Here is a 23233-nt window from a genome sequence, read left to right as displayed (position 1 = left end):
AGAAACACATGCAATGGGAAGTCGTGATCGGGCTGGAGATTCATACCCAGCTCGCCACCCAATCGAAGATTTTCTCCGGTAGCGCCACCACCTTCGGCTCCGAGCCGAACACCCAGGCCAGCCTGGTAGACCTGGGCATGCCCGGCGTGCTGCCGGTGTTGAACCAGGAAGCGGTGCGCATGGCGGTGATGTTCGGCCTGGCGATTGACGCCGAAATCGGTCAGCACAACGTGTTTGCGCGCAAGAACTACTTCTACCCTGACCTGCCCAAGGGCTACCAGATCAGCCAGATGGAACTGCCGATCGTCGGCAAGGGCCACCTGGACATCCCGCTCGAGGACGGCACGGTCAAGCGCGTCGGCATCACCCGCGCGCACCTGGAAGAAGACGCCGGCAAGAGCCTGCACGAAGAATTCAACGGCGCCACCGGCATCGACCTGAACCGTGCCGGCACCCCGCTGCTCGAGATCGTCTCCGAGCCGGACATGCGCAGCGCCAAGGAAGCCGTGGCCTACGTCAAGTCGATCCACGCGCTGGTGCGCTACCTGGGCATCTGCGACGGCAACATGGCCGAAGGTTCGCTGCGTTGCGACTGCAACGTGTCGGTCCGACCAAAAGGCCAAGTCGAGTTCGGTACGCGCTGCGAGATCAAGAACGTCAACTCGTTCCGCTTCATCGAGAAGGCGATCAATACTGAAGTACGCCGGCAGATCGAACTGATCGAAGACGGCGGCAAGGTGATCCAGCAGACCCGCCTGTACGACCCGAACAAAGACGAAACCCGCGCCATGCGCAGCAAAGAGGAAGCCAACGACTACCGTTACTTCCCCGATCCGGACCTGCTGCCGGTGGTCATCGAAAATGCCTACCTCGACGACATCCGCGCCACACTGCCGGAACTGCCACCGCAGAAACGCGAGCGCTTCCAGGAGCAGTTCGGCCTGTCGGTCTACGATGCCAGCGTCCTGGCGTCGAGCCGCGAACAAGCCGACTACTTCGAGAAGGTCGTGAGCATTGCCGGCGACGCCAAGCTCGCAGCCAACTGGGTCATGGTCGAACTGGGCAGCCTGTTGAACAAGCAGGGCCTGGAAATCGACGAGGCGCCGGTGTCCGCCGAGCAACTGGGCGGCATGCTCCTGCGGATCAAGGACAACACCATCTCCGGCAAGATTGCCAAGACCGTGTTCGAAGCCATGGCCAACGGCGAAGGCAGCGCTGACGAGATCATCGAAAAGCGTGGCCTCAAGCAAGTCACCGACAGCGGCGCAATCTCGGCCGTTCTCGATGAAATGCTCGCGGCCAACGCCGAGCAGGTCGAGCAATACCGCGCGGCGGACGAAGCCAAACGCGGCAAAATGTTTGGCTTCTTCGTCGGCCAGGCCATGAAAGCCTCCAAAGGCAAGGCCAATCCGCAACAAGTCAACGAACTGCTGAAAAGCAAGCTCGAAGGCTAATGGGTATGGAGCCAGTTGCTCTATCTGGCTCACCCTTCTTTTGTAGGAGCGAGCCCGCTCGCGATGAACTGCCAGCCGACATCAATGTCACTGAACAGTCATCGCGAGCCGCCTCGCGCCCACAATTGCTCTCCGGAATCCCCTCCATGAAACGCCTCCTCGGTGCCTGCGCCCTGTTTTCGCTGCTCGCCGGCTGCGCCAGTTACGACGTCGATCCCCGCGGCTACGACGAAACCGGTACCGCCTCCTATTACGGCAGCAAACACCAAGGCAAACGTACCGCCAGTGGCGAACGTTTCGACAAGAATTCGCTGACCGCCGCCCACCGCCAACTGCCGTTCGGCACGCGGGTGAAGGTCACCAACCTGAACAATGACAAGAGCGTCGTGGTCCGCATCAACGACCGTGGCCCGCACACCCGGGGTCGCCTGATCGACCTGTCGCAGGCCGCTGCCAGCCAGTTGGGCATGCTCCGCAGCGGCACCGCCCGAGTCCGCGTGCAAGCGCTGAACAACTGACCGGGAGCCTCGACCATTTCCGCTTTAGCCAACCTGCCCCTGCCCAGCGTCCTGCAACTGCTCAGCGGCCTGCTGCTGTTGATCATCGGCGCGGAAATGCTGGTACGCGCGGCAGTACGCGTGGCAGCCCACCTCAAGGTACGTCCGCTGATCATTGGCCTGAGCATCGTCGCCCTGGGCAGCAGCGCACCGCAGATGGCCGTGAGCCTGCAAGCGACTTTCGCGCAGAACAGCGACATCGCCGTCGGCAGCGTGATGGGCAGCAACATCTTCAACCTGTTGGTAACACTTGGCCTGTCCGCACTGATCATCCCGCTGCGAGTGTCTCGGCACCTGCTGCGCCTCGACATCCCGCTGCTGATCGGCGCCAGCGCGCTGGTCTTCGGTCTGGCCTGGAATGAACAACTCAGCGCCTTCGACGGCGCACTCCTGCTTGGCGTGCTGGTGGTGTATCTCGGACTGCTGTGGCGCCAGTCCCGGCACGCAGCGGATCCGCAGCAAGCCCTCCGCGTATCTGCGTCGACGGGAAAACCCTGGAATAGCAGCGTCCTGCTGATGCTGGTCGGCCTGGCCCTGCTGATCGTGGCCGGTCGCCTGTTGGTCGCGGCGGCGGTGGACGTGGCGGTCGAACTGGGCCTCTCGGAACGCATCATCGGCCTGACCATCGTCGCCGTCGGCACCTCACTGCCGGCCCTCGCCACCTCGCTGATCGCCGCCCTGCGCGGCCAACGCGACCTGGCGGTGGGCAACATCATCGGCAGTAACCTGTTCAACCTGCTCGGGGTGCTGGGCATCACCGCGCTGCTGGCACCCACACCCTTGTCGGTCTCCCCTAACGCCCTGGATTTCGATCTGCCGGTGATGCTCGGCGTCACCGTGCTGTGCCTGCCGATGTTCTACACCGGCTACCGCATCACCCGCGCCGAAGGCTTGCTGCTGCTGGCCCTGTACGCGGTCTACGGTCTGCACGTGGTGTCGTTCACCATGGGCATGCCGCTGGCCGGCCGACTCGAGCGGCTGATGCTGCTGTATGTCCTGCCGGCACTGCTGGCATTTTTGCTGTTCACGTCATTGCGCGCCTGGCGCCGCCAACACAACAAAAGAGAATCGCCATGACCGATCAATCCAGCTCCAGCAAACCGACCGGCATCGAAGTACGTCGCCAGGTCATGGGCGACGCGTTCGTCGACCGCTCCATGGGCAACGCCACCGAGCTGACCCGGCCCTTCCAGGACTTCGTCAACGAGCACGCCTGGGGCGCGGTGTGGAATCGTGGCGGGCTGGAACTCAAGACCCGCAGCCTGATCACCCTGGCCGCGCTGACTTCGCTCAAGTGCCCGCAGGAGCTCAAGGGCCACGTGCGCGGCGCGCTGAACAACGGCTGCACGGTCGACGAGATTCGCGAAACCCTGATGCATTGCGCGGTGTACGCCGGCGTGCCAGCGGCGATGGAAGCCTTCCGTGCGGCGCAGGAAGTGATCGACAGCTACAGCGCCGAAGCGCGCTAGATCCAGCCGCCCCACTGCAGTACGAAAATGCCGATGTTGGTGGTGATCGCCGCCATCAACGTCGTGATCACAATGATCGCTGCCGCCAGTTCATGATTGCCATTGGCCGCCCGGGCCATGACAAAACTGGCTGCGGCGGTCGGGCTGCCGAAGTAAAGGAACAGGATCCCCAGTTCCGCCCCGCGAAAGCCCCAGAACCAGGCGCCCACCGTGGCCAGGATCGGCAAGCCGATCATCTTCACCAGGCTCGCACTCAGGGCCATCCCACCACTTTTGCGCAACGCCGCCAGCGACAGCGTGCCGCCGATGCAGATCAGCGCCAGCGGCAGGGTCATTTGCGCCAGGTAGCTGCCGGAGGTTTCCAGCCAACCCGGTAAAGGGATCTGGAAGTAGGCGAACGGCGCCGCCGCAAGCACACTGATGATCAACGGATTGCTCACCACGCTTTTGCAGATGCTCCACGGATCGGACTTGATCACCGGGCTGTACACCGCCAGGACGATGGTCGACAGGGTGTTGTAGAACAGGATCACCAGCGCCGCGAGAATCGCCCCGAGGGAAATCCCGTAGGCGCCGTACATGCTCGCCGCCAGCGCCAGGCCAATCACTCCGTTGTTGCCGCGAAACGCGCCCTGAGTGTAGATCCCGCGATCTTCACGGGGGCAACGGAAAATAGCCCAGCCCCAGGCGATCGCGAAACCGACCAGGGTGGCGAGGGAAAAATAGATCAGCAGGTCGGGCTTGAGCGCCGAATGCAGGTCGGCGTGGAGGATCCCGAGAAACAGCAGCGCCGGCATGGTGACGTTGAACACCAGCGAGGAGGCAACGTGGATGAAGTTGTCGTCGATCCAGTTAATGCGTTTGAGCAAAACCCCGAGGAACAACATGGCAAACACCGGGGCGGTGATGCTCAGGGTTTGCAGGAAAATTGCCAGCATGCCGGGGACCTTGGGGATAGAGGTGTCGTTAGGTGGCTAATGATAAGCCACCGGGGACATTGGCGTCTGCTGGATCGTTCCGGTGCGGTGTCCCGACAAGCCAGCGCCCAGGATTACGCTGATGACCCTGTGGGAGCTGGCCTGCCAGCGATTCAGGCGCCACGGTGTTGCTAATGGCCTCATCGCGAGCAGGCTCGCTCCCACAGGTCTCAGGTAATCGGCGCCGGATTGAATAGGGTGATGTCGTTATGCAGCTTGTGCCGCTGCGCCCAGGTTTCCTTGCGCCCGCTGGCCACGTCCAGATAGAAGTGGAACAGCTCCCAACCCAGCTCCTCGATGGATGCCCGTCCGGTGGCAATCCGTCCGGCATCGATGTCGATCAAGTCCGGCCAGCGTTGCGCCAGTTCGCTGCGGGTCGAGACCTTGACCACCGGCGCCATGGCCAGGCCGTAAGGCGTGCCCCGACCGGTGGTGAACACATGCAGGTTCATCCCGGCGGCCAGTTGCAAGGTGCCGCAGACAAAATCGCTGGCCGGCGTCGCGCAGAAGATCAGGCCCTTGCGCTTGAAGCGCTCGCCCGGACCGAGCACGCCGTTGATCGCGCTGTTGCCGGACTTGACGATCGAGCCCAGGGACTTCTCGACAATATTCGACAACCCGCCCTTCTTGTTGCCCGGCGTGGTGTTGGCGCTGCGGTCGGCTTCGCCCTTGGCCAGGTAACGGTCGTACCAGTCCATTTCCCGCACCAGCTCCTCGGCCACCGCTTCGGTTTCCGCCCGCGAGGTCAGCAGGTAGATGGCATCGCGCACTTCAGTGACTTCGGAAAACATCACCGTCGCCCCGGCCCGCAGCAACAGGTCCGAGGCAAAGCCCAGGGCCGGGTTGGCGGTAATGCCGGAGAACGCATCGCTGCCGCCGCACTGCATGCCGAGAATCAATTCCGAGGCCGGCACTGTTTCCCGGCGACGCTGGTCGAGTTTCTTCAGGCGTACTTCGGCCAGCTCCATGATCTGCTCGATCATTTCGCTGAAACCGTGACTGGCGTCCTGCAGGCGATACAACCACGGCTCGCTCAGATCCACCGAGCTGTCGTTGTCATGCATCACTTGCCCGGCCTGCAACTTCTCGCAACCGAGGCTGATCACCAGCGCTTCGCCGCCCAGGTTCGGGTTACGCGCCAGGTTGCGCACGGTGCGAATCGGGATGTAGGCATCGGTGGCGGTGATCGCCACGCCACAGCCGTAGCTGTGGGTCAGGGCGATCACGTCATCGACATGGGGGTAGCGCGGCAACAACTCGTCCTTGATCCGCTTGACCGCGTGATCGAGGACGCCGGTGACGCACTGCACGGTGGTGGTGATCCCGAGAATGTTGCGGGTACCGACCGTGCCGTCGGCGTTGCGATAACCCTCGAAAGTAAAGCCTTCGAGTGGCGCCTGCGCCGCCGGCACTTCGGTGGACAGCGGCAAGCTATCCAGCGGCGGCGCGGTGGGCATACGCAGTTGATCTTCCTTGACCCAGCTGCCACGGGGAATCGGCTGCAAGGCATAACCGATGACCTGGCCGTAACGAATCACCTGGCCGCCTTCGGGAATGTCCTGCAGAGTCACCTTGTGGCTCTGCGGTACGAAATCCACGGTCACCAGGCCGTCGGGGAACTCCGTCCCCGCCGGTACGCCCTGGTCGTTGACCACTACTACCACGTTGTCCCGCTCGTGCAGGCGGATGTAGCGCGGCGAGTCGGAATGTTCAATCAACTGCATGACGCCGCTCCTCAGGAATGCGCTTGAGACAATTTGCCAGCGGCTTCGGAACCGCCGTTGGTTGGTGGCTCTTTGAGCACCACCCGCTTGATCGGGCCGACGATCACCAGGTAACTGAATACCGCGACCAGGGCGTTGGCGCCAACAAACACCAGGGCCCACTTGAACGAACCGGTGGAGCTGATGATGTAGCCGATGACGATAGGCGTGGTGATCGAGGCAATGTTACCGAAGGTGTTGAACAAACCACCGCTGAGCCCGGCGATCTGTTTCGGCGAGGTGTCGGAAACCACCGCCCAACCCAGTGCGCCAACGCCTTTGCCGAAGAAGGCCAGGGCCATGAAGCCGACCACCATCCATTCCACTTCGACATAGTTGCAAGCCACGATGCTGCTGGACACCAGCAGGCCAGCGATGATCGGCGCCTTACGGGCGAAGGTCAGGGAGTGCCCCTTGCGCAACAAGTAGTCGGAAATTACCCCGCCCAACACGCCGCCGATAAAGCCGCAGATCGCTGGCAACGAGGCGATGAAGCCAGCCTTGAGGATGGTCATGCCGCGCTCCTGCACCAGGTATACCGGGAACCAGGTCAGGAAGAAGTAGGTGATGCCATTGATGCAGTACTGGCCCAGGTACACGCCGAGCATCATGCGGTTGGTCAGCAACTGGCGGATGTAATCCCATTTTGGACCGTCGGACTTCTTACCCTTCTGATCCATGTCGACCATGCCGCCGTTGTCGGCGATGTGCTTGAACTCGGCGTCGTTGATCCGCGGGTGTTCACGCGGGCTGTAGATCACTTTCAGCCAGACCAGCGAGAAGATAATGCCGAGGATACCCATGACGATGAACACATGTTCCCAGCCGAAGGAATAGACGATCCAGCCCATCAGCGGGGCGAACAACACGGTGGCAAAGTATTGCGCCGAGTTGAAGATCGCCGAGGCGGTGCCGCGTTCAGCGGTGGGGAACCAGGCGGCGACGATACGCGCATTGCCGGGGAAGGATGGCGCCTCGGCCAGGCCGACCAGGAAGCGCAGCATGAACAGTGCGACCACCGCAGTGGACATGCCGAATTCACCGACAAAGCCTTGCAGCACGGTGAACAGGGACCAGGTGAAAATACTCAGGGCGTAGACTTTTTTCGAGCCGAAACGGTCCAGCAGCCAGCCTCCGGGAATTTGTCCGGCGACGTAGGCCCATCCGAAGGCAGAGAAGATATAGCCGAGGGTGACCGCGTCGATGCCGAGGTCTTTTTGCAGGCTGGAGCCTGCGATTGCGATAGTGGCACGGTCGGCGTAGTTGATCGTGGTCACCAGGAACAGCATGAGCAGGATCAAATAGCGGACGTGGGTCGGCTTGGTCGCTTGCATGTAAAAGTACTCCCACTGATTATTTTTATGCGCGGGTAAATCTTGTTTTTGTGGGAGCTGGCTTGCCAGCGATCCAGGCGACTCGGGGTGTCAGTCACCCCGGGATAATGCTATCGCTGGCAAGCCAGCTCCCACAGGTATTGCGTGAATTACGATCCGATGTAGGAAGTTTTTACGACCGTGTAAAACTCTTGTGCATAGCGACCTTGCTCACGAGATCCATAGGATGAACCTTTTCGCCCACCGAACGGAACGTGGTAATCCACGCCGGCGGTCGGCAGGTTGACCATCACCATCCCGGCCTGGGAATGGCGTTTGAAGTGGTTGGCGTATTTCAACGACGTGGTGGCGATGCCCGCCGACAGGCCGAACTCGGTGTCGTTGGCCATTTCCAGCGCCGCCTCGTAATCGGCAACCCGAACGATGTTCGCCACCGGGCCGAAAATCTCTTCGCGGCTGATGCGCATCGCGGCTTCGCTGTCGGCAAACAGCGTTGGCGCGAGGAAGTAGCCCTCGGTGTCGCAGGTCACCAGGCCACCGCCGCTGACCAGACGCGCACCTTCGGACTGGCCGATGTCGATGTACTTCAGGTCTTGCTCAAGCTGGGACTGGGACACCACCGGACCGATGTCGATACCGGATTTCAGCGCATGGCCGACCTTGATCGACTTCATTCGCTCGGCCATGGCCTCGACGAATTGATCGTGAATCCCGGCAGTGACGATCAACCGGCTCGACGCGGTGCAGCGCTGGCCGGTGGAATAAAACGCGCTTTGCACCGAGAGCTCGACCGCCTGCTTGATGTCGGCGTCATCGAGAATGATCTGCGGATTCTTGCCGCCCATCTCCAACTGCACCTTGGCCTGGCGCGACACGCAATTGACCGCGATCTGCCGGCCGACACCCACCGAACCGGTGAAGCTGATGCCGTCGACTTTCGGGCTGTTGACCAGCGCCTCGCCAACCACCCGGCCGCTGCCCATTACCAGGTTGAACACGCCCGCCGGGAAGCCGGCTCGGGAGATGATTTCCGCCAGGGCCCAGGCACAGCCCGGTACCAGGTCGGCCGGCTTCAGTACCACGCAGTTACCGTAGGCCAGGGCCGGGGCGATCTTCCAGGCAGGAATGGCAATCGGGAAGTTCCACGGGGTGATCAGGCCGACCACGCCCAGGGCTTCGCGAGTGACTTCGACGTTCACCCCCGGACGCACCGACGGCAGGTAGTCGCCGGACAGACGCAGGCACTCACCGGCGAAAAACTTGAATATGTTGCCGGCACGCGACACTTCGCCAATCGCTTCGGGCAGGGTCTTGCCCTCCTCCCGGGCCAGCAGGGTGCCGAGTTCTTCACGACGGGCGAGGATTTCGCTGCCAATCTTGTCCAGCGCGTCGCTGCGCGCCTGGATACCCGAGGTCGACCAGGCGGGAAAGGCTGCGCGAGCCGCATCGATGGCCGCGTTGACCTGAGCCAGGTCAGCCTTGGCGTACTCGCCAATCACATCGGACAACTCCGATGGGTTGATGTTGGTCGAGTAGTCGGCACCGGCTACCCATTGGCCGCCAATGTAGTTGTCGAATCGCTTTACGTCTGCCACGGCAGTCTCCTTACGCAAAAGGCCGCTGATTGCTCAGCGGCCTTGTTTGATCAAGTTGTTACTGCGCACCTTGCTTGTCGATCAAGGCGGCCAGTGCTTCGTATTCTTCAGGCAGCAGATCGGTCAGCGGCGCACGTACCGGACCTGCGTCGTAGCCGGAGATTTTTGCCCCGGCCTTGACGATGCTCACGGCATAACCTGCCTTGCGGTTACGGATGTCCAGGTACGGCAGGAAGAAGTCGTCGATGATCTTGCCAACGGTGGCGTGATCTTCTCGGGCAATAGCGTGGTAGAAGTCCATCGCGGTTTTCGGAATGAAGTTGAACACCGCCGAGGAGTAAACCGGCACACCCAGGGCCTTGTAGGCCGCGGCGTAGACTTCTGCGGTTGGCAAGCCGCCGAGGTAGCTGAAGCGATCACCGAGGCGGCGACGGATCGACACCATCAACTCGATGTCACCCAGGCCGTCCTTGTAACCGATCAGGTTCGGGCAGCGCTCGGCCAGGCGTTCCAACAATGGTGCGGTCAGGCGGCAGACGTTGCGGTTGTAGACCACTACGCCGATTTTTACCGATTTGCACACGGCTTCAACGTGGGCGGCAACCCCGTCCTGGCTGGCTTCGGTCAGGTAGTGCGGCAGCAGCAACAGGCCCTTGGCGCCCAGGCGCTCGGCTTCTTGTGCGTATTCGATGGCCTGGCGGGTCGAACCACCGACACCGGCGAGGATCGGCACGCTGGTGGCGCAAGTGTCGACGGCGGTCTTGATGATCTGCGAGTACTCGCTGGCGGCCAGGGAGAAAAACTCGCCCGTACCACCGGCGGCGAACAGCGCCGATGCACCATACGGCGCCAGCCATTCCAGACGCTTGATGTAGCCGTCGCGGTTGAAATCGCCTTGCGCATTGAAGTCGGTGACCGGGAAGGACAGCAGACCGGAAGAGAGGATGGACTTCAGTTCTTGTGGATTCATTATTCGAACACCCTGGGTTGCACGTTGTGATGAAAAGCCGCTCAGCCTTGGCTGAAGTTGTATGTCATCGTACAACTTAAAATACAACCGTCAACTGCATTTCATCCGCCGTCGGGATATTTCTCCCGATCACGCGCCTAAATTTTAGATATCTAATTGATTTTAAAAGAATAAATAAATCGAATTGGAAATTCGATTTCATGCACCACAGGACGTGATCATCGAGAGAGTCATGAGATGTCCGACACTCAGCAGTCGAGGGCTCGACTGCTGATCAATGCGCAACGATGGGCCGGAAAAGGCGCTTAGCCGTGCTGCGCCTGGGCTTCTTCATGGGCGTGGCGCAGGCGTTCGCGGCTGTTGGTCAGATGCAGGCGCATGGCGGCACGGGCGGCGTCGGAGTCCTGGCGGGCGATGGCGTCGTAGATTTCATCGTGCTCACGGGCCAGGCGGCTCATGTAGTGCTGGTGGTCATCATGGGCCAGGCGCGCCGAGTTGAGGCGAGTGCGCGGGATAATGCTGGTGCCCAGGTGGGTCATGATGTCAGTGAAATAGCGGTTGCCGGTGGCCAGGGCAATCTGCAGGTGGAACTGGAAGTCCGAGGCCACCGCGTCGCTGGCATGGGCCGCACTTTCGTTCAGCGCATCCAGGGCTGCGCGCATCAGTGCCAGTTGCTCGGGGCTGCGGCGTTGCGCGGCCAGGCCAGCGGACTCCACTTCAAGGCTGATGCGCAGTTCAAGAACCGCCAGCACATCGCGCAGGGTCACCACGGTGGCCGGATCGATGCGAAATCCGCTCGGGCTCGGGGTGTCGAGGACGAAGGTGCCGATGCCATGACGGGTTTCCACCTGGCCCGCCGCCTGTAAGCGCGAGATCGCTTCACGCACCACCGTGCGACTGACGCCATGGGCTTCCATGATCGCTGACTCGGTGGGCAGTTTGTCGCCACGCTGGAGCAACCCATCGCGGATCTGCTCGGTCAGCACCGTCACCAGCTCCTGCGCGAGGCTGCGGCGCTTGCGGGGCAGACGGGGGGTGTCGATCGGGTTTTCCATGGCAACATCGGTCTCAGGCGAGCAGTGATTGACACATCATAGCGCAGCGAAGTTGTACGATCACTGCTGACCTGCAATGTCCGCGTTTTTTATGCGTGCATTGCAGGTCAATCGCCGGTTCAGGCGATCACGGCCTGTTCCTGCAAATGGCCGTTTTCGATCCGCACATGCCGTGGGTGGAAGCGCTTGAGGCTGCTGCGGTGGCCGACACTGACGATGCTCAAGCCCGGCAGTTGATCGATCAGCGCCTGGTACAGGCTGGCTTCGTCCTCCTCATCCATCGCCGACGTGGCTTCATCCATGTACAGCCATTGCGGCGCGTACAACAGGGCGCGAGCGAAGGCCAGACGTTGCTGTTCACCGGGCGACAGCAGACGCTGCCAGTGGTTGGCTTCGTCCAGGCGGGGGATCAGGTGCGGCAGTCGGCAGGTTTCCAGCACCTGCTCATAGCGCTCGGCGGCATAGGTATCACCCGCTTGTGGATAACTCAGGGCCTCGCGCAGGGTACCGATCGGCAAATAAGGCTTTTGCGGCAGGAACAGATAGCGCGCGCTGGGCAGGCGAATCGCCCCATGCCCGGCCGGCCACAAGCCACCCATGGCCCGCAGCAAGGTGCTTTTGCCACTGCCGGAGCGGCCGCTGAGCATCAGCCGGTCGCCCTGCTCCACGGTCATGTCGGCGCTGGTCAACAGATGCCGGCCGTCCGCCAGATCGAGGCCAACGTGCTGCACTTTCAGTTCATGTCCTTGCTGCTGCACATCGATGGCCGGCGCACGCTCTTCGTTTTCGCTCATAGCCTGGCGGAAACTCAGCAGTCGGTCACAGGTGGCGCGCCAGGACGCGAGGTCGGCGTAAGCGCTGATGAACCAACTGAAGTTCTCCTGGACGTTGCCGAAGGCCGAGTTGATTTGCATCAGCTCACCGAGCTCGATTTTGCCGGCAAAGTAGCGCGGCGCGGCAACGATGAACGGGAAGATGATCGCGATCTGGCCGTAACCGGCAGTGAAGAAGGTCAGGCGCTTGGACACTTTCATGATGTCCCAGAAGTTGTGCCAGACCCTGCCGAAACGCGTGCTCAGACGCTGGTTTTCATTGGCCTCGCCGTTGTACAGGGCGATGCTCTCGGCATTCTCGCGCACGCGAACCATGGAGAAACGCAGGTCGGCTTCAAAGCGTTGTTGTTGGTTGTTCAGGCCGATCAGCCGGCGGCCGATCAAGTGGGTGATCCAGCTGCCCACCAGGGCATAGACCAAGGCGCACCAGAACATATAGCCGGGGATGGTGTAGCCGAACACTTCAATGCTGCCGGACACGCCCCACAGAATGATCGAGAACGACACCAGGCTGACCACGGTGCGGATCAGTCCGAGGCCCAGGCTCAGGGTGTTGCTGGTGAAGTTGTTGAGGTCTTCGGAGATCCGCTGGTCCGGGTTGTCGGTGTAGCCGCCCTGCTCCAGTTGGTAGTAGTTCTTGTGCGCCAGCCAACGGCTGAAGTGCTTTTCGGTGAGCCAGGCCCGCCAGCGGATGGTCAGCATCTGCGTCAGGTACAGGCGGTAGACCGCGCCGAGAATCGCCACCGCAGCGATCCCGCAGAAATACAGGATCAGGCTCCAGAACGCCGCGTCGTCTTTCTTCTGCAGGGCGTTGTAGAAGTCCTTGTACCAACTGTTGATCCACACCGAAATCGCTACGCTGAACAGCGACAGGCCGATCACCGCAATCAACAGCACCCAGGCCTTGCCCTTTTCTTCACTGCGCCAGTACGGCGTGATCATCTGCCAGACACGGCGGAAAAAATCACCGCGCACCGCATCGTTGACCGCGGAATATTCAGCGTTCTGATTCATGGTTCAGGCTCGGTAGAAAATACAGGATGTACGAACCGATCATAGATGATCGGTTCGGTTTGTCGCGAAGGCCGGCAAATTTCGTTCAGCGCAGGTTCAGCGGCGCACGGGGCGCTTCTGCAACTTGCGCTGCAAGGTGCGGCGGTGCATGCCCAGGGCTCGGGCAGTGGCGGAGATATTGCCTTCATGCTCGGTGAGGACGCGCTGGATGTGCTCCCATTGCAGGCGGTCCACCGACATCGGGTTTTCCGGCACCAGGGTGTCGAGGTCGGCATGTTCGGAGAGCAAGGCGGCCAGCACGTCGTCGGCGTCGGCTGGTTTGCACAGGTAATTGCAGGCGCCGCGCTTGATCGCCTCGACGGCGGTGGCAATGCTCGAATAGCCGGTGAGAATCAGCACGCGCATTTCCGGGTCGAGTTCCAGCAGCTTGGGCAATAGCACCAGCCCGGAATCGCCGTCCATCTTCAGGTCGAGCGCGGCGTAGTCCGGCAGGTCCTGCTGGGCGATGACCAGGCCTTCCTCGGCCGAGCCGGCGGTGCTCACGCGAAAACCGCGACGGCTCATGGCGCGAGCCATGACCCGGGTAAATGTGGCGTCGTCGTCTACCAGCAACAGATGCGGCAGGTCTTCGCCTTCGACTTGGATCTCTTCACTCATGTTCGTCTCCTCGTGCGGCACGGGGCAGGCGCAGCTCGGTGAGCGTACCGCCTTCCTCATGACTATAGAGTTTCACTGAGCCACCGGCGCGTGTCACGCTGGCTTTGCTCAAAAACAGGCCGAGGCCGAAACCTTTACCCTTGGTGGTAAAAAATGGCTTGCCGATTTGCTCGGCAATCGCCAATGGCACGCCGGCACCGTGGTCGCGAATGCTGATGGTCAGCTCGAGGGCGTCCCAGTCGAGCGTCACTTCCAGCCCTTCGGGGCAGGCATCGGCGGCGTTGTTCAACAGGTTCAGCAGCGCCTGGGTCAGATCCGGAGGTGGCGCCAGGCGCGGTTCCTCGCCCATGCCCATGTGCAGCAGGCGGTAGGTCGCCTCCGGGCGCATCAGGTGCCAGCGATCCAGCGCCTCCTTGAGCCAGACACTCACGTCCTGGATCTCCACCGCCAGCCGGCGATTGGCCTCGGCGGCGCGCACCAGTTGCTGCAAGGTCTGTTTGCACAGCTTGACCTGGTCCTGCAGCACGCCCAGGTCCTCGCGCAGCAAGGGATCCTGATGATCCTGCTGCATCTCGTTGAGCAGCACGCTCATAGTCGCCAGCGGTGTGCCCAATTCATGGGCGGCACCGGCCGCCTGGGTCGCCACGGCCAGCAGTTGCTGGTCGCGCAGGCCCTCTTCACGGCGGATCGCGCGCAACTCTTCCTGGCGTCGCAACTCTTCGGCCATGCGCGCGGCAAAGAAGGTGATCACCGCCGCCGCCAGGGCGAAGCTCAGCCACATTCCGTAGATCTGCATTTTTTCCCGGTACATCGGGAAGGTTTCCAGCGGATAGAACTGCGCCAGGAGCAAGGTGTACATGGTCAGGGCGATGCCCGAGAGGATCACCGAATAACGCCAGGGCAAGGTCACCGCGGCGATGGTTAGCGGCACCAGGTAATAGGAAACGAACGGGTTGGTCGAGCCGCCCGAGAAGTACAGCAGCGCACTGTGGATAAACAGGTCGCAGGCCAGCTGCACGGCGTACTCCAGCTCAGTCACTGGCCAGGAGGTGCGCAAGCGGATGGCGGTGAACGCGCACAGCAGCATCGAACAACCGAGGGTCGCCGCCAGCTCCAGCCAGGGCAGCGGCAGCAGATCGAACCAATAGGCGAGCCCGACCGAACCGGCCTGGGCGGCCAGCACCAGGGTGCGGATGAAAGTCAGACGCCAGAGGTTCTGGCGCGTTGCGGATAGCAGTTGTACGGGGGCGAGCATGAGCTCTCCTGATGAGCGCTCCAGGCGGATCGCGTCGAGTATAACCAAGCAGGGGCGCCGACAGGCAAAAGTGCGGCAAAGCGCCACAGGTCTGTAAGAACGAGCCCGCTCGCGAAAAACTTGAGAGCGCCACGTTTGTTCAGAAGGACCGCGTTATCGTTTACGTTTTTCGCGAGCACGCTCGCTCCTACGAGGTTTTTTCCGCCGCCACGTTCAGATCTGTATAGAAGTTGTAACTGGGTGAACCGGACATTAAAAGCTAGAGTCTGATGGGTCAACGCAGGCTCGGACCATTATCCCTGCGCATTATCCAAGGAGCTTTCATGCACACTTTTCGCCGCAGCGTCGCCCTTCTCGCCCTCAGCGCCGGCACCGTGGCCAGCCTCCCGACCCTGGCCGCGGACGAACTGCACTACAACCAGATTTCCCTGCGCGCCGAAGTCAGCCAGGAAGTGGCCCGCGACCTGATGATCGTGACGCTCTACACCGAAGAGCAGAACACCGATCCGGCCAAGCTCGCCGCCGACATCAGCACCACCATGAACAAGGCCCTCGGCCAGGCCCGCCAGGTCAAGGACGTGACCCTGCGCCAGGGCAGCCGCAACAGCTACCCGATCTACGACGACAAGGGCCAGAAAATCACCGGCTGGCGTGAGCGCGCCGAACTGCGCCTGGAAAGCTCGGACTTCGCCGCGCTGTCCAAGCTCACCGGCGAATTGCTCACCGGACTGAAAATGGCCGGCATGGACTTCGCCATTGCCGACCCGACCCGCAAGGCCAGCGAAGATGCCCTGCTCAAGCAGGCGGTGAACGCGTTCAAGGCTCGCGCCCAGTTGACCACCGAAGCCCTGGGCGGCAAGGGTTACAAGATCGTCAACCTGAACCTCAACACCAACGGTTATCCACAGCCCTACATGCGCGCGCCGATGATGATGAAGGCCGCCGCCATGGATTCAGCACCGGTCACCCCGGATGTCGAAGCCGGCACCAGCCAGGTGAGCATGACCGCCGATGGCTCGATTGAAGTACTGATGCCGTAACCCCTCGTGCGACAAAACCTGCAGGGCCTCCTGCGGGTTTGTTTTCCCTCTCGCCAACACGAAAAAGCCGTCTAGGCTGTACGTATAGTTCGGTAACACCACCGCTCCAACAGGGGGCGAGCGCTACCGCCCAGGCACCATATTGGTGCGACCATTGCACTGAAAAAACCCTGCGCAAACGGTCAAATGCGGCAAAGTTTATACATATGCGACATTAAGGTACGTTCGTACCACTGTTTAATCCTTGTAGCCGCTCTGCATCTTGCATTGGGTATAGCCCCTGCATAAGTATCCGCAGGTCGACTCACGAGGTCGTCCTCTAATTCCAAAAATGACAACAAATCATGAGGCCACCATGCTCAAACACGCGGTCATTCCGTTTTTAGTCGGCGCCAGCTTGCTAGCTAGCGCACCCTTCGCCTCCGCTGCGACTAACCTGGTGTTCTGCTCCGAAGGGAGCCCGGCCGGTTTTGACCCAGGCCAGTACACCACCGGAACCGACTTCGACGCCTCGGCAGAAACCATGTTCAACCGCCTGAGCCAGTTCGAACGTGGCGGCACCGCCGTGGTGCCTGGCCTGGCGACCAGCTGGGACGTGTCCCCGGATGGCCTGACCTACACCTTCCACCTGCGCGAAGGGGTCAAGTTCCATACCACACCGTATTTCAAGCCGACCCGTGAATTCAACGCCGACGACGTGCTGTTTACCTTCAACCGCATGATCGACAAGGACATGCCGTTCCGCAAAGCCTACCCCACCGAGTTCCCGTACTTCACGGACATGGGGATGGACACCAACATCAAGAACATCGAGAAAATCGACGATAAGACCGTCAAGTTCACCCTGGGCACTGTCGATGCCGCATTCATCCAGAACATGGCCATGAGCTTCGCCTCGATCCAGTCCGCCGAATACGCCGCGCAACTGTTGAAGGAAGGCAAGCCCGGCGACATCAACCAGAAGCCGGTCGGCACTGGTCCGTTCGTGTTCAAGAGTTACCAGAAAGACTCCAACATCCGCTACACCGGCAACAAGGACTACTGGAAGCCTGAAGACGTGAAGATCGACAACCTGATCTTCGCCATCACCACCGACCCGTCGGTGCGTATCCAGAAGCTGAAGAAAAACGAGTGCCAGGTCACCCTGTTCCCGCGTCCGGCCGACCTCAAGGCCCTGGGCGAAGACAAGAACCTGCAACTGCCGCACCAGGCCGGCTTCAACCTCGGCTACATCGCCTACAACGTGATGCCGGTGCTCAAGGGCCGCACCGACGCCAACCCGCTGGCCAAGCTCGAAGTTCGCCAGGCGCTGGACATGGCGGTGAACAAACAGCAGATCATCGACTCGGTTTACCAAGGCGCCGGCCAGCTGGCGGTCAACGCCATGCCGCCGACCCAGTGGTCCTATGACGACACCATCAAGGACGCCAAGTACGATCCGGAAAAGGCCAAGGAACTGCTGAAAAAGGCCGACATCAAGCCGGGCACCGAAATCACCCTGTGGGCCATGCCGGTCCAGCGTCCGTACAACCCGAACGCCAAGCTGATGGCTGAAATGCTGCAGTCGGACTGGGCGAAGATCGGCCTCAAGGTCAACATCGTCAGCTACGAGTGGGGCGAGTACATCAAGCGTTCCAAAGGTGGCGAGAACCAGGCCATGATCATTGGCTGGAGCGGTGACAATGGTGACCCGGACAACTGGCTGAACGTGCTGTTCGGCTGCGACTCCCTGAGCGGTAACAACTTCTCGAAATGGTGTGACAAGCCGTACGACACCATCATCAAGGAAGCCAAGGCGACCACCGACGTTGCAAAACGCACCGAGCTGTACAAGCAGGCACCTCCTCAAAGATGCAGTCCCGATGACACCTATCGCGCACTCGACGGTGTATCAACCCATGCGCAACACCGTGCAGGACTTCAAGATCAGCCCGTTTGGCTTGAACTCCTTCTACGGCGTCAGCGTCAGCAAGTAAGGGTCAGCCGTGGCGACGTCAATGACGTCGCCACGGCGCAACCTGCCCAGACAGCGGACTTTGCCTACACATCCATAGCATTGCGAACTACTTCGCAGGGCTACGACGCGTCGACTTTTCTTACCTGTCTTTCGGACCTTACGCATTTACTACCCGAGCCTCGACTGACTACCGTCGACGACCGGTCGTATCGTATTGGAGCCGGTTTTGCTGAATCCATGGATCTGTACCCGCACGTCCCCCGGACGGGACAAGGGTTTACATCGAATAAGAGAGGGAGCGTCATGCGCCATCAACTGGTTTTATCCGCCCTGTTGGGCACCGGCCTGTTGGCCGCCACATCCATCAGTCACGCTGCAAGCAACAGCCTGGTGTTCTGCTCCGAGGGCAGCCCGGCCGGTTTCGACACCGCGCAATACACCACCGCGACCGACAACGATGCCGCCGAGCCGCTGTACAACCGCCTGGTCGAGTTCGAAAAAGGCGCGACCACCGTGGTGCCGGGCCTGGCGACCAACTGGGATATATCCGAGGATGGCCTGACCTACACCTTCCACCTGCGCGAAGGGGTGAAGTTTCACACCACCAAGTACTTCACACCGAGCCGCGACTTCAATGCCGACGACGTGCTCTTCACCTTCAACCGCATGCTCGATGCCGAGCACCCCTTCCGCAAGGCTTACCCCACCGAGTTCCCCTACTTCAACGGGATGAGCCTGAACAAGAACATCGCCAAGGTCGAGAAGACCGGGCCGCTGACGGTGGTCATGACCCTGAATACGGTAGACGCCGCGTTCATCCAGAACATCGCCATGAGTTTCGCCTCGATCCTATCTGCCGAATACGCCGACCAGTTGCTCGCCGCCGGCAAACCCAGCGAAATCAACCAGAAGCCGGTCGGTACCGGGCCGTTCGTGTTCCAGCGCTACCAGAAAGATTCGCAGATCCGCTACGCGGGCAACAAACAGTACTGGGACCCAAGCCGGGTCAAGCTCGACCAGCTGATTTTTGCGATCAACACCGACGCCTCGGTGCGCGTGCAGAAACTCAAGGCCGGTGAATGCCAGGTCACCCTGCATCCGCGCCCGGCGGACGTCGAGGCTCTGAAGAAAGACCCGAAACTGCAACTGATCGAAAAACCCGGCTTCAACCTCGGCTACATCGCCTACAACGTGCGCCACAAGCCGTTCGACCAGCTCGAAGTGCGCCAGGCGCTGGACATGGCGGTGAACAAGCAAGGCATCCTCAATGCCGTGTACCAGGGCGCCGGCCAGTTGGCGGTCAACGCCATGCCGCCAACCCAGTGGTCCTACGACGAGACCATCAAGGACGCCGCCTTCAACCCGGAAAAAGCCAAGGAAATGCTCCGCGCTGCCGGTGTCAAGGAAGGCACCGAGATCACCCTGTGGGCCATGCCGGTGCAGCGTCCGTACAACCCCAACGCCAAACTGATGGCGGAAATGCTCCAGGCCGACTGGGCAAAAATCGGCCTGAAAGTGAAGATCGTCAGCTACGAATGGGGCGAGTACATCAAGCGCACCAAGAACGGCGAGCATGACATCAGCCTGATCGGCTGGACCGGCGATAACGGTGACCCGGACAACTGGCTGGGCACCCTGTACAGCTGCGACGCGATTGGCGGCAACAACTACTCCATGTGGTGCGACCCCCAGTACGACAAGCTGATCAAGCAAGCCAAGATCGTCACCGACCGTGACCAGCGCACGGTGCTCTACAAACAGGCCCAGCAGTTGCTCAAGCAGCAAGTGCCGATCACCCCGGTTGCCCACTCGACGGTCAACCAGCCCTTGAGCGCCAAAGTCGAAGGCTTCAAGGTCAGTCCCTTCGGCCGTAACGTGTTCTCCGGTGTCGGTATAGACCAATAAACCATTAACCAAACCTGGGGGCGAAATTCGCCCTCACGCCACACTGCTGCCTGAAATCGGCGATCTGCCCTCATGCAAACGTTTGCGATGCCTTGTATGCGTTAACCACCTAACCGGATCAACCACAAAGACCGGTGTTTATAAAAAGAAAGTAAGGAGCTTCACTGATGAAACTGAGCAACACCGCACTGCTGGCCCTGGCCATCAGCAGCATCACCGCCACCGCTTACGCCGAACCACAAAGCCAGGCGTTCAACCCGGTGACTGTGAACACCGGCAACGCCCAATCCGAGGCCACCGGCTTCGTCGAAGGCCAGAAGATCGACGGCAGTACCCGTAACTGGTACGCCAACGAACAACTGAAGCGCGGCGGCAAGTTCGCCTACAAGAAAGATGGTGTTTCGACCCCGACTGATCGTCGTATCAACTGGGTCCAGGGCACCATCATCAAATACAACTCCGGTTTCACCGAAGGCACCGTGGGCTTCAGCACCGAGCTGGCGGCGTACAACGCCATCGCCCTGGAACGTGATCGGGAAAACCTCGCTTCGAACAACGGCGGCGCACCGGGCACTCGTCCAGGCGCGGGCAACAACCGCACCCTGACCAAGGAAGGCGGCGACGCCCAGGGCCAGTGGAGCAAGCTGGGCCTGGCCAACGTCAAGGCACGCATGTCCAACACCACCCTGACCGCCGGCCGCATGAACTTCAGCAGCCCGCAGGTCGACGTGATCGGCAACCGTGCCCTGCCCTCGAGTTTCCAGGGCGTGGCGCTGCACAGCGAAGAGCTGAACAACCTGGCCTTTGACCTCGCCACCTTCGATCGCAACTCACCGCGTACCGAAGAGAGTCTGAGCAAATTCCGCTCCGAATACGGCGACATCAATGCCGAAGCCGATCACGTCAACACCGCCGGCATCAGCTACTCGCCGCTGGCCAGCCTGACCACCAGCCTCTGGGCGACCCAGGCTGAAGACCTGTGGAACCAGTACTACTTCGGCGCTACCCACGTGCTGGGCGACAGCTCGGTCGTGAGCCTGACCACCGGCCTGAACTACTACAAGACCCAGGAAGAAGGCAAAGCCAAGCTGGGCAACATCGACAACGACACCTACTCGCTGTCGTTCGGCCTGACCCACCAGGCACACACCCTGACCTTCTCCTACCAGCAAGTGAACGGTAACGAGTACTTCGACTATCTGCACGAAACCAACGGCATCTACCTGGCCAACTCCCTGCTGTCGGACTTCAACGGCCCGAACGAGAAATCCTTCCAGGTTGCCTACGGCTTGAACATGGCCGAGTACGGCGTACCGGGCCTGAAGTTCAACATCTACCAGGCGCGCGGCTGGGGCATCGACGGCACGCACTACACCGGTACCGGCTACGACGGCATCCAGGCGCAGGACGGCGAGCACCACTATGAATATGGCATCGGTGCAACCTACGCGGTGCAGAGCGGTCCGCTGAAAGCCACCACCGTACGCGGCACCTACACCGCGCACCGGGCGAGCGAGAACCAGGCTGACGGCAGCATCAACGAGTTCCGTCTGGTCACCACCATTCCGTTCAACATCCTGTAAGTCGCAACAACACCGAGGCCAATTCGACGAATCGGCCTCAACGACTAATCTGCCTCATTGGTTACGGAGGGTTTACATGAATATGCTTCCCTTGCGCGCCGCGCTCGCCGCCACCCTGCTGGCGACAGCGATCGGCGCTTCGGCAAAACCCCTGGTGGTCTGCACCGAAGCCAGCCCGGAGGGTTTCGACCCGGTGCTCTATACCACCGCCGTGACCGCCGACGCGGCAGCGGAAACCCTGTTCAATCGTCTGGTCGACTTCAAGCCCGGCACCGCCGAGATCCAGCCGGCGCTGGCCGAACGCTGGGAAATCAGCCCGGACGGCCTGCAGTACACCTTCCACTTGCGCCAGGGCGTGACCTTTCACACCACCGACTATTTCAAACCGACGCGGCCACTGAATGCCGACGACGTGGTCTGGAGCTTCCAGCGCCAGCTGGACCCGAACCACCCGTGGCACAAGCAGTCCACTGTCGGTTTCCCGTACTTTGAAAGCATGGACTTTCAGAACCTGCTGAAAAGCGTCGAGAAAGTCGACGATCTGACGGTCAAGTTCACCCTGAACCGTCCCGAGGCGCCATTCCTGCTCGACCTCGGCATGGCCTTCACCTCGATCCACTCGGCCGAGTACGCCGACCAGTTGCTCAAGGCCAATAAAATGGCCGACCTCAACAGCAAACCGATTGGCACCGGACCGTTCATCTTCCAGCGCTACGCCAAGGATGCCCAGGTCCGCTACAAGGCCAACCCGGAATACTTCCGTGGCAAGGCGCCGGCCGATCCACTGATCTTCGCCATCACCCCGGACAACAACACGCGCCTGCAAAAGCTCAAGGCCAACGAATGCCAGGTCGCGCTGTACCCGAAACCCGATGACGTGCCGAGCATCCAGGCCGATCCGAACCTGCAAGTAGTGGGTATCGCCTCAATGTCCACCGGCTACACCGCGATCAACACCAGCCACAAATACTTGAGCGATGTGCGCGTGCGCCAGGCCATCGAGTTGGCGCTGGACAAGCAGACCTACGTCGACACCCTGTACGGCAAAGGCAACGCGATTACCGCGGTCAACCCGTATCCGCCGGCTCTGCTAGGCTACAACACGGCACTGCAGAACCCGCCCCAGGACCTCGACAAGGCTCGCACCCTGCTCAAGGAAGCCGGGGTACCGCCAGGTACGGTCTTCACCCTGTACACCCGCAACGCCGGTGGGCCGACCAACCCGAACCCGCAACTGGGTGCGCAGTTGATCCAGGCTGACCTGGCCAAAGTCGGTATCAAGATCGACATCCGAGTCATGGAATGGGCCGAAATGCTCAAGCGCGCGAAGAAAGGCGAACACGACCTGGTATCCGCCGGCTGGAGCGGCGACAACGGTGATCCGGATAACTTCCTGACCCCGCTGCTGAGTTGCGAAGCCGCCAAAAACGGCGAAAACTACAGCCGCTGGTGCAACCAGCCATTTCAGGAACTGATCACCCAGGCTCGGTCCACCACCGACACCGCCGAGCGTGCTGCCCTCTATGAAAAAGCCCTGGCCATCCTCCACGACGAAGTGGTGTGGATCGACCAGGCGCACCCGAAAATGTTTACCGCCATGCGCAAGAATGTCGACGGTTATCACATGAATCCGCTGACCAACAATAACTTCGCCACCACCCAGGTGAAGTAGAAAAAAACCCCGGCCAACCCGCACCCTGGGCTGGCCGGTACGCCTAACCGGCTGATGAGGTACACCTGAAGATGTTTAGTTTTATTGCCCGCCGACTGGGACTGCTGATCCCCACGTTCTTCGGCATCACCCTGCTGACGTTC

General features: G+C 61.0%; 18 protein-coding genes and 1 pseudogene. 10 read left to right on the top strand and 9 right to left on the bottom strand.

Annotation, left to right across the window (positions count from 1 at the left end; genetic code table 11):
- Positions 1–8: 8 nt before the first annotated feature.
- The 4 genes from gatB to NR126_RS07495 all read left to right on the top strand — a co-directional run bounded on the left by gatB (position 9) and on the right by NR126_RS07495 (position 3480).
- Positions 9–1454, top strand: a complete 1446-nt coding sequence (gene gatB, locus NR126_RS07510; RefSeq protein WP_027618503.1) for an Asp-tRNA(Asn)/Glu-tRNA(Gln) amidotransferase subunit GatB — start codon at positions 9–11, stop codon at positions 1452–1454.
- Positions 1455–1600: 146 nt separating this feature from the next.
- Positions 1601–1972 (top strand): septal ring lytic transglycosylase RlpA family protein, encoded by a 372-nt coding sequence (locus NR126_RS07505; RefSeq protein WP_027618502.1) that lies wholly within the window; start codon positions 1601–1603, stop codon positions 1970–1972.
- A gap of 33 nt (positions 1973–2005) precedes the next feature.
- Positions 2006–3088: a calcium/sodium antiporter gene (locus NR126_RS07500; protein ID WP_256830054.1), complete on the top strand. Its 1083-nt coding sequence runs from the start codon at positions 2006–2008 to the stop codon at positions 3086–3088.
- Complete coding sequence (locus NR126_RS07495; RefSeq protein ID WP_027618500.1) at positions 3085–3480, top strand: carboxymuconolactone decarboxylase family protein; 396 nt, start codon at positions 3085–3087, stop codon at positions 3478–3480. The genes NR126_RS07500 and NR126_RS07495 overlap by 4 nt, the downstream gene beginning before the upstream one ends.
- Here NR126_RS07495 and NR126_RS07490 read toward each other — a convergent pair.
- From NR126_RS07490 to NR126_RS07450, 9 genes are all read right to left on the bottom strand, one after another.
- Positions 3477–4418: an AEC family transporter gene (locus NR126_RS07490; protein ID WP_027618499.1), complete on the bottom strand. Its 942-nt coding sequence runs from the start codon at positions 4416–4418 to the stop codon at positions 3477–3479. The genes NR126_RS07495 and NR126_RS07490 overlap by 4 nt on opposite strands.
- 209 nt (positions 4419–4627) lie before the next feature.
- Positions 4628–6181: a galactarate dehydratase gene (gene garD, locus NR126_RS07485; RefSeq protein WP_027618498.1), complete on the bottom strand. Its 1554-nt coding sequence runs from the start codon at positions 6179–6181 to the stop codon at positions 4628–4630.
- A gap of 11 nt (positions 6182–6192) precedes the next feature.
- Positions 6193–7554, bottom strand: coding sequence for an MFS transporter (locus NR126_RS07480; protein ID WP_027618497.1), 1362 nt, complete (start codon positions 7552–7554; stop codon positions 6193–6195).
- A 149-nt stretch (positions 7555–7703) separates the two neighbouring features.
- Positions 7704–9149 carry an aldehyde dehydrogenase family protein gene (locus NR126_RS07475; RefSeq protein WP_105755063.1) on the bottom strand — a complete coding sequence of 482 codons (1446 nt, stop codon included), beginning with the start codon at positions 9147–9149 and terminating at the stop codon, positions 7704–7706.
- A 58-nt stretch (positions 9150–9207) separates the two neighbouring features.
- On the bottom strand, positions 9208–10119 hold the full coding sequence (gene kdgD, locus NR126_RS07470) for a 5-dehydro-4-deoxyglucarate dehydratase (protein WP_027618495.1): 912 nt from the start codon (positions 10117–10119) through the stop codon (positions 9208–9210).
- Between the two features lie 305 nt (positions 10120–10424).
- On the bottom strand, positions 10425–11174 hold the full coding sequence (locus NR126_RS07465; RefSeq protein WP_027618494.1) for a FadR/GntR family transcriptional regulator: 750 nt from the start codon (positions 11172–11174) through the stop codon (positions 10425–10427).
- A 119-nt stretch (positions 11175–11293) separates the two neighbouring features.
- The gene (locus tag NR126_RS07460) at positions 11294–13021 is read right to left on the bottom strand and encodes an ABC transporter ATP-binding protein/permease (protein ID WP_027618493.1); all 1728 of its coding nucleotides are present in this window, start codon (positions 13019–13021) and stop codon (positions 11294–11296) included.
- Positions 13022–13117: 96 nt separating this feature from the next.
- A complete protein-coding gene (locus NR126_RS07455; protein ID WP_027618492.1) occupies positions 13118–13678 on the bottom strand; it encodes a response regulator transcription factor in 561 nt (186 codons plus the stop codon).
- Positions 13671–14933: an ATP-binding protein gene (locus NR126_RS07450; RefSeq protein WP_027618491.1), complete on the bottom strand. Its 1263-nt coding sequence runs from the start codon at positions 14931–14933 to the stop codon at positions 13671–13673. The genes NR126_RS07455 and NR126_RS07450 overlap by 8 nt, the downstream gene beginning before the upstream one ends.
- A 323-nt stretch (positions 14934–15256) precedes the next feature.
- Here NR126_RS07450 and NR126_RS07445 point away from each other — a divergent pair, with 323 nt between their 5' ends.
- The 6 genes and pseudogenes from NR126_RS07445 to NR126_RS07420 form a co-directional block, all read left to right on the top strand.
- The gene (locus NR126_RS07445) at positions 15257–15973 is read left to right on the top strand and encodes an SIMPL domain-containing protein (RefSeq protein ID WP_027618490.1); all 717 of its coding nucleotides are present in this window, start codon (positions 15257–15259) and stop codon (positions 15971–15973) included.
- 355 nt (positions 15974–16328) lie between these two features.
- Positions 16329–17949 (top strand): annotated as a pseudogene (locus NR126_RS07440) (ABC transporter substrate-binding protein).
- A 284-nt stretch (positions 17950–18233) separates the two neighbouring features.
- Positions 18234–19835, top strand: a complete 1602-nt coding sequence (locus NR126_RS07435) for an ABC transporter substrate-binding protein (RefSeq protein ID WP_027618488.1) — start codon at positions 18234–18236, stop codon at positions 19833–19835.
- Positions 19836–20002: 167 nt separating this feature from the next.
- Positions 20003–21418 (top strand): OprD family porin, encoded by a 1416-nt coding sequence (locus NR126_RS07430; RefSeq protein WP_027618487.1) that lies wholly within the window; start codon positions 20003–20005, stop codon positions 21416–21418.
- A 76-nt stretch (positions 21419–21494) separates the two neighbouring features.
- On the top strand, positions 21495–23090 hold the full coding sequence (locus NR126_RS07425) for an ABC transporter substrate-binding protein (protein WP_256829965.1): 1596 nt from the start codon (positions 21495–21497) through the stop codon (positions 23088–23090).
- Positions 23091–23161: 71 nt separating this feature from the next.
- Positions 23162–23233: hypothetical protein (locus NR126_RS07420; protein WP_256830053.1), on the top strand; the 72-nt coding region annotated here is incomplete at its 3' end.

Origin of the sequence: Pseudomonas sp. Pse1 (assembly GCF_024519635.1) — a bacterium.
Lineage (GTDB): Bacteria > Pseudomonadota > Gammaproteobacteria > Pseudomonadales > Pseudomonadaceae > Aquipseudomonas.
This window is presented reverse-complemented; position numbering and strand designations above follow the sequence as displayed.

Coding starts and splice junctions, on each gene's coding strand:
- gatB (WP_027618503.1), top strand. CDS start 9: ATGCAATGGGAAGTCGTGATCGGGCTGGAGATTCATACCCAGCTCGCC.
- NR126_RS07505 (WP_027618502.1), top strand. CDS start 1,601: ATGAAACGCCTCCTCGGTGCCTGCGCCCTGTTTTCGCTGCTCGCCGGC.
- NR126_RS07495 (WP_027618500.1), top strand. CDS start 3,085: ATGACCGATCAATCCAGCTCCAGCAAACCGACCGGCATCGAAGTACGT.
- NR126_RS07490 (WP_027618499.1), bottom strand. CDS start 4,418: ATGCTGGCAATTTTCCTGCAAACCCTGAGCATCACCGCCCCGGTGTTT.
- garD (WP_027618498.1), bottom strand. CDS start 6,181: ATGCAGTTGATTGAACATTCCGACTCGCCGCGCTACATCCGCCTGCAC.
- NR126_RS07480 (WP_027618497.1), bottom strand. CDS start 7,554: ATGCAAGCGACCAAGCCGACCCACGTCCGCTATTTGATCCTGCTCATG.
- kdgD (WP_027618495.1), bottom strand. CDS start 10,119: ATGAATCCACAAGAACTGAAGTCCATCCTCTCTTCCGGTCTGCTGTCC.
- NR126_RS07465 (WP_027618494.1), bottom strand. CDS start 11,174: ATGGAAAACCCGATCGACACCCCCCGTCTGCCCCGCAAGCGCCGCAGC.
- NR126_RS07460 (WP_027618493.1), bottom strand. CDS start 13,021: ATGAATCAGAACGCTGAATATTCCGCGGTCAACGATGCGGTGCGCGGT.
- NR126_RS07455 (WP_027618492.1), bottom strand. CDS start 13,678: ATGAGTGAAGAGATCCAAGTCGAAGGCGAAGACCTGCCGCATCTGTTG.
- NR126_RS07450 (WP_027618491.1), bottom strand. CDS start 14,933: ATGCTCGCCCCCGTACAACTGCTATCCGCAACGCGCCAGAACCTCTGG.
- NR126_RS07445 (WP_027618490.1), top strand. CDS start 15,257: ATGCACACTTTTCGCCGCAGCGTCGCCCTTCTCGCCCTCAGCGCCGGC.
- NR126_RS07435 (WP_027618488.1), top strand. CDS start 18,234: ATGCGCCATCAACTGGTTTTATCCGCCCTGTTGGGCACCGGCCTGTTG.
- NR126_RS07430 (WP_027618487.1), top strand. CDS start 20,003: ATGAAACTGAGCAACACCGCACTGCTGGCCCTGGCCATCAGCAGCATC.
- NR126_RS07425 (WP_256829965.1), top strand. CDS start 21,495: ATGAATATGCTTCCCTTGCGCGCCGCGCTCGCCGCCACCCTGCTGGCG.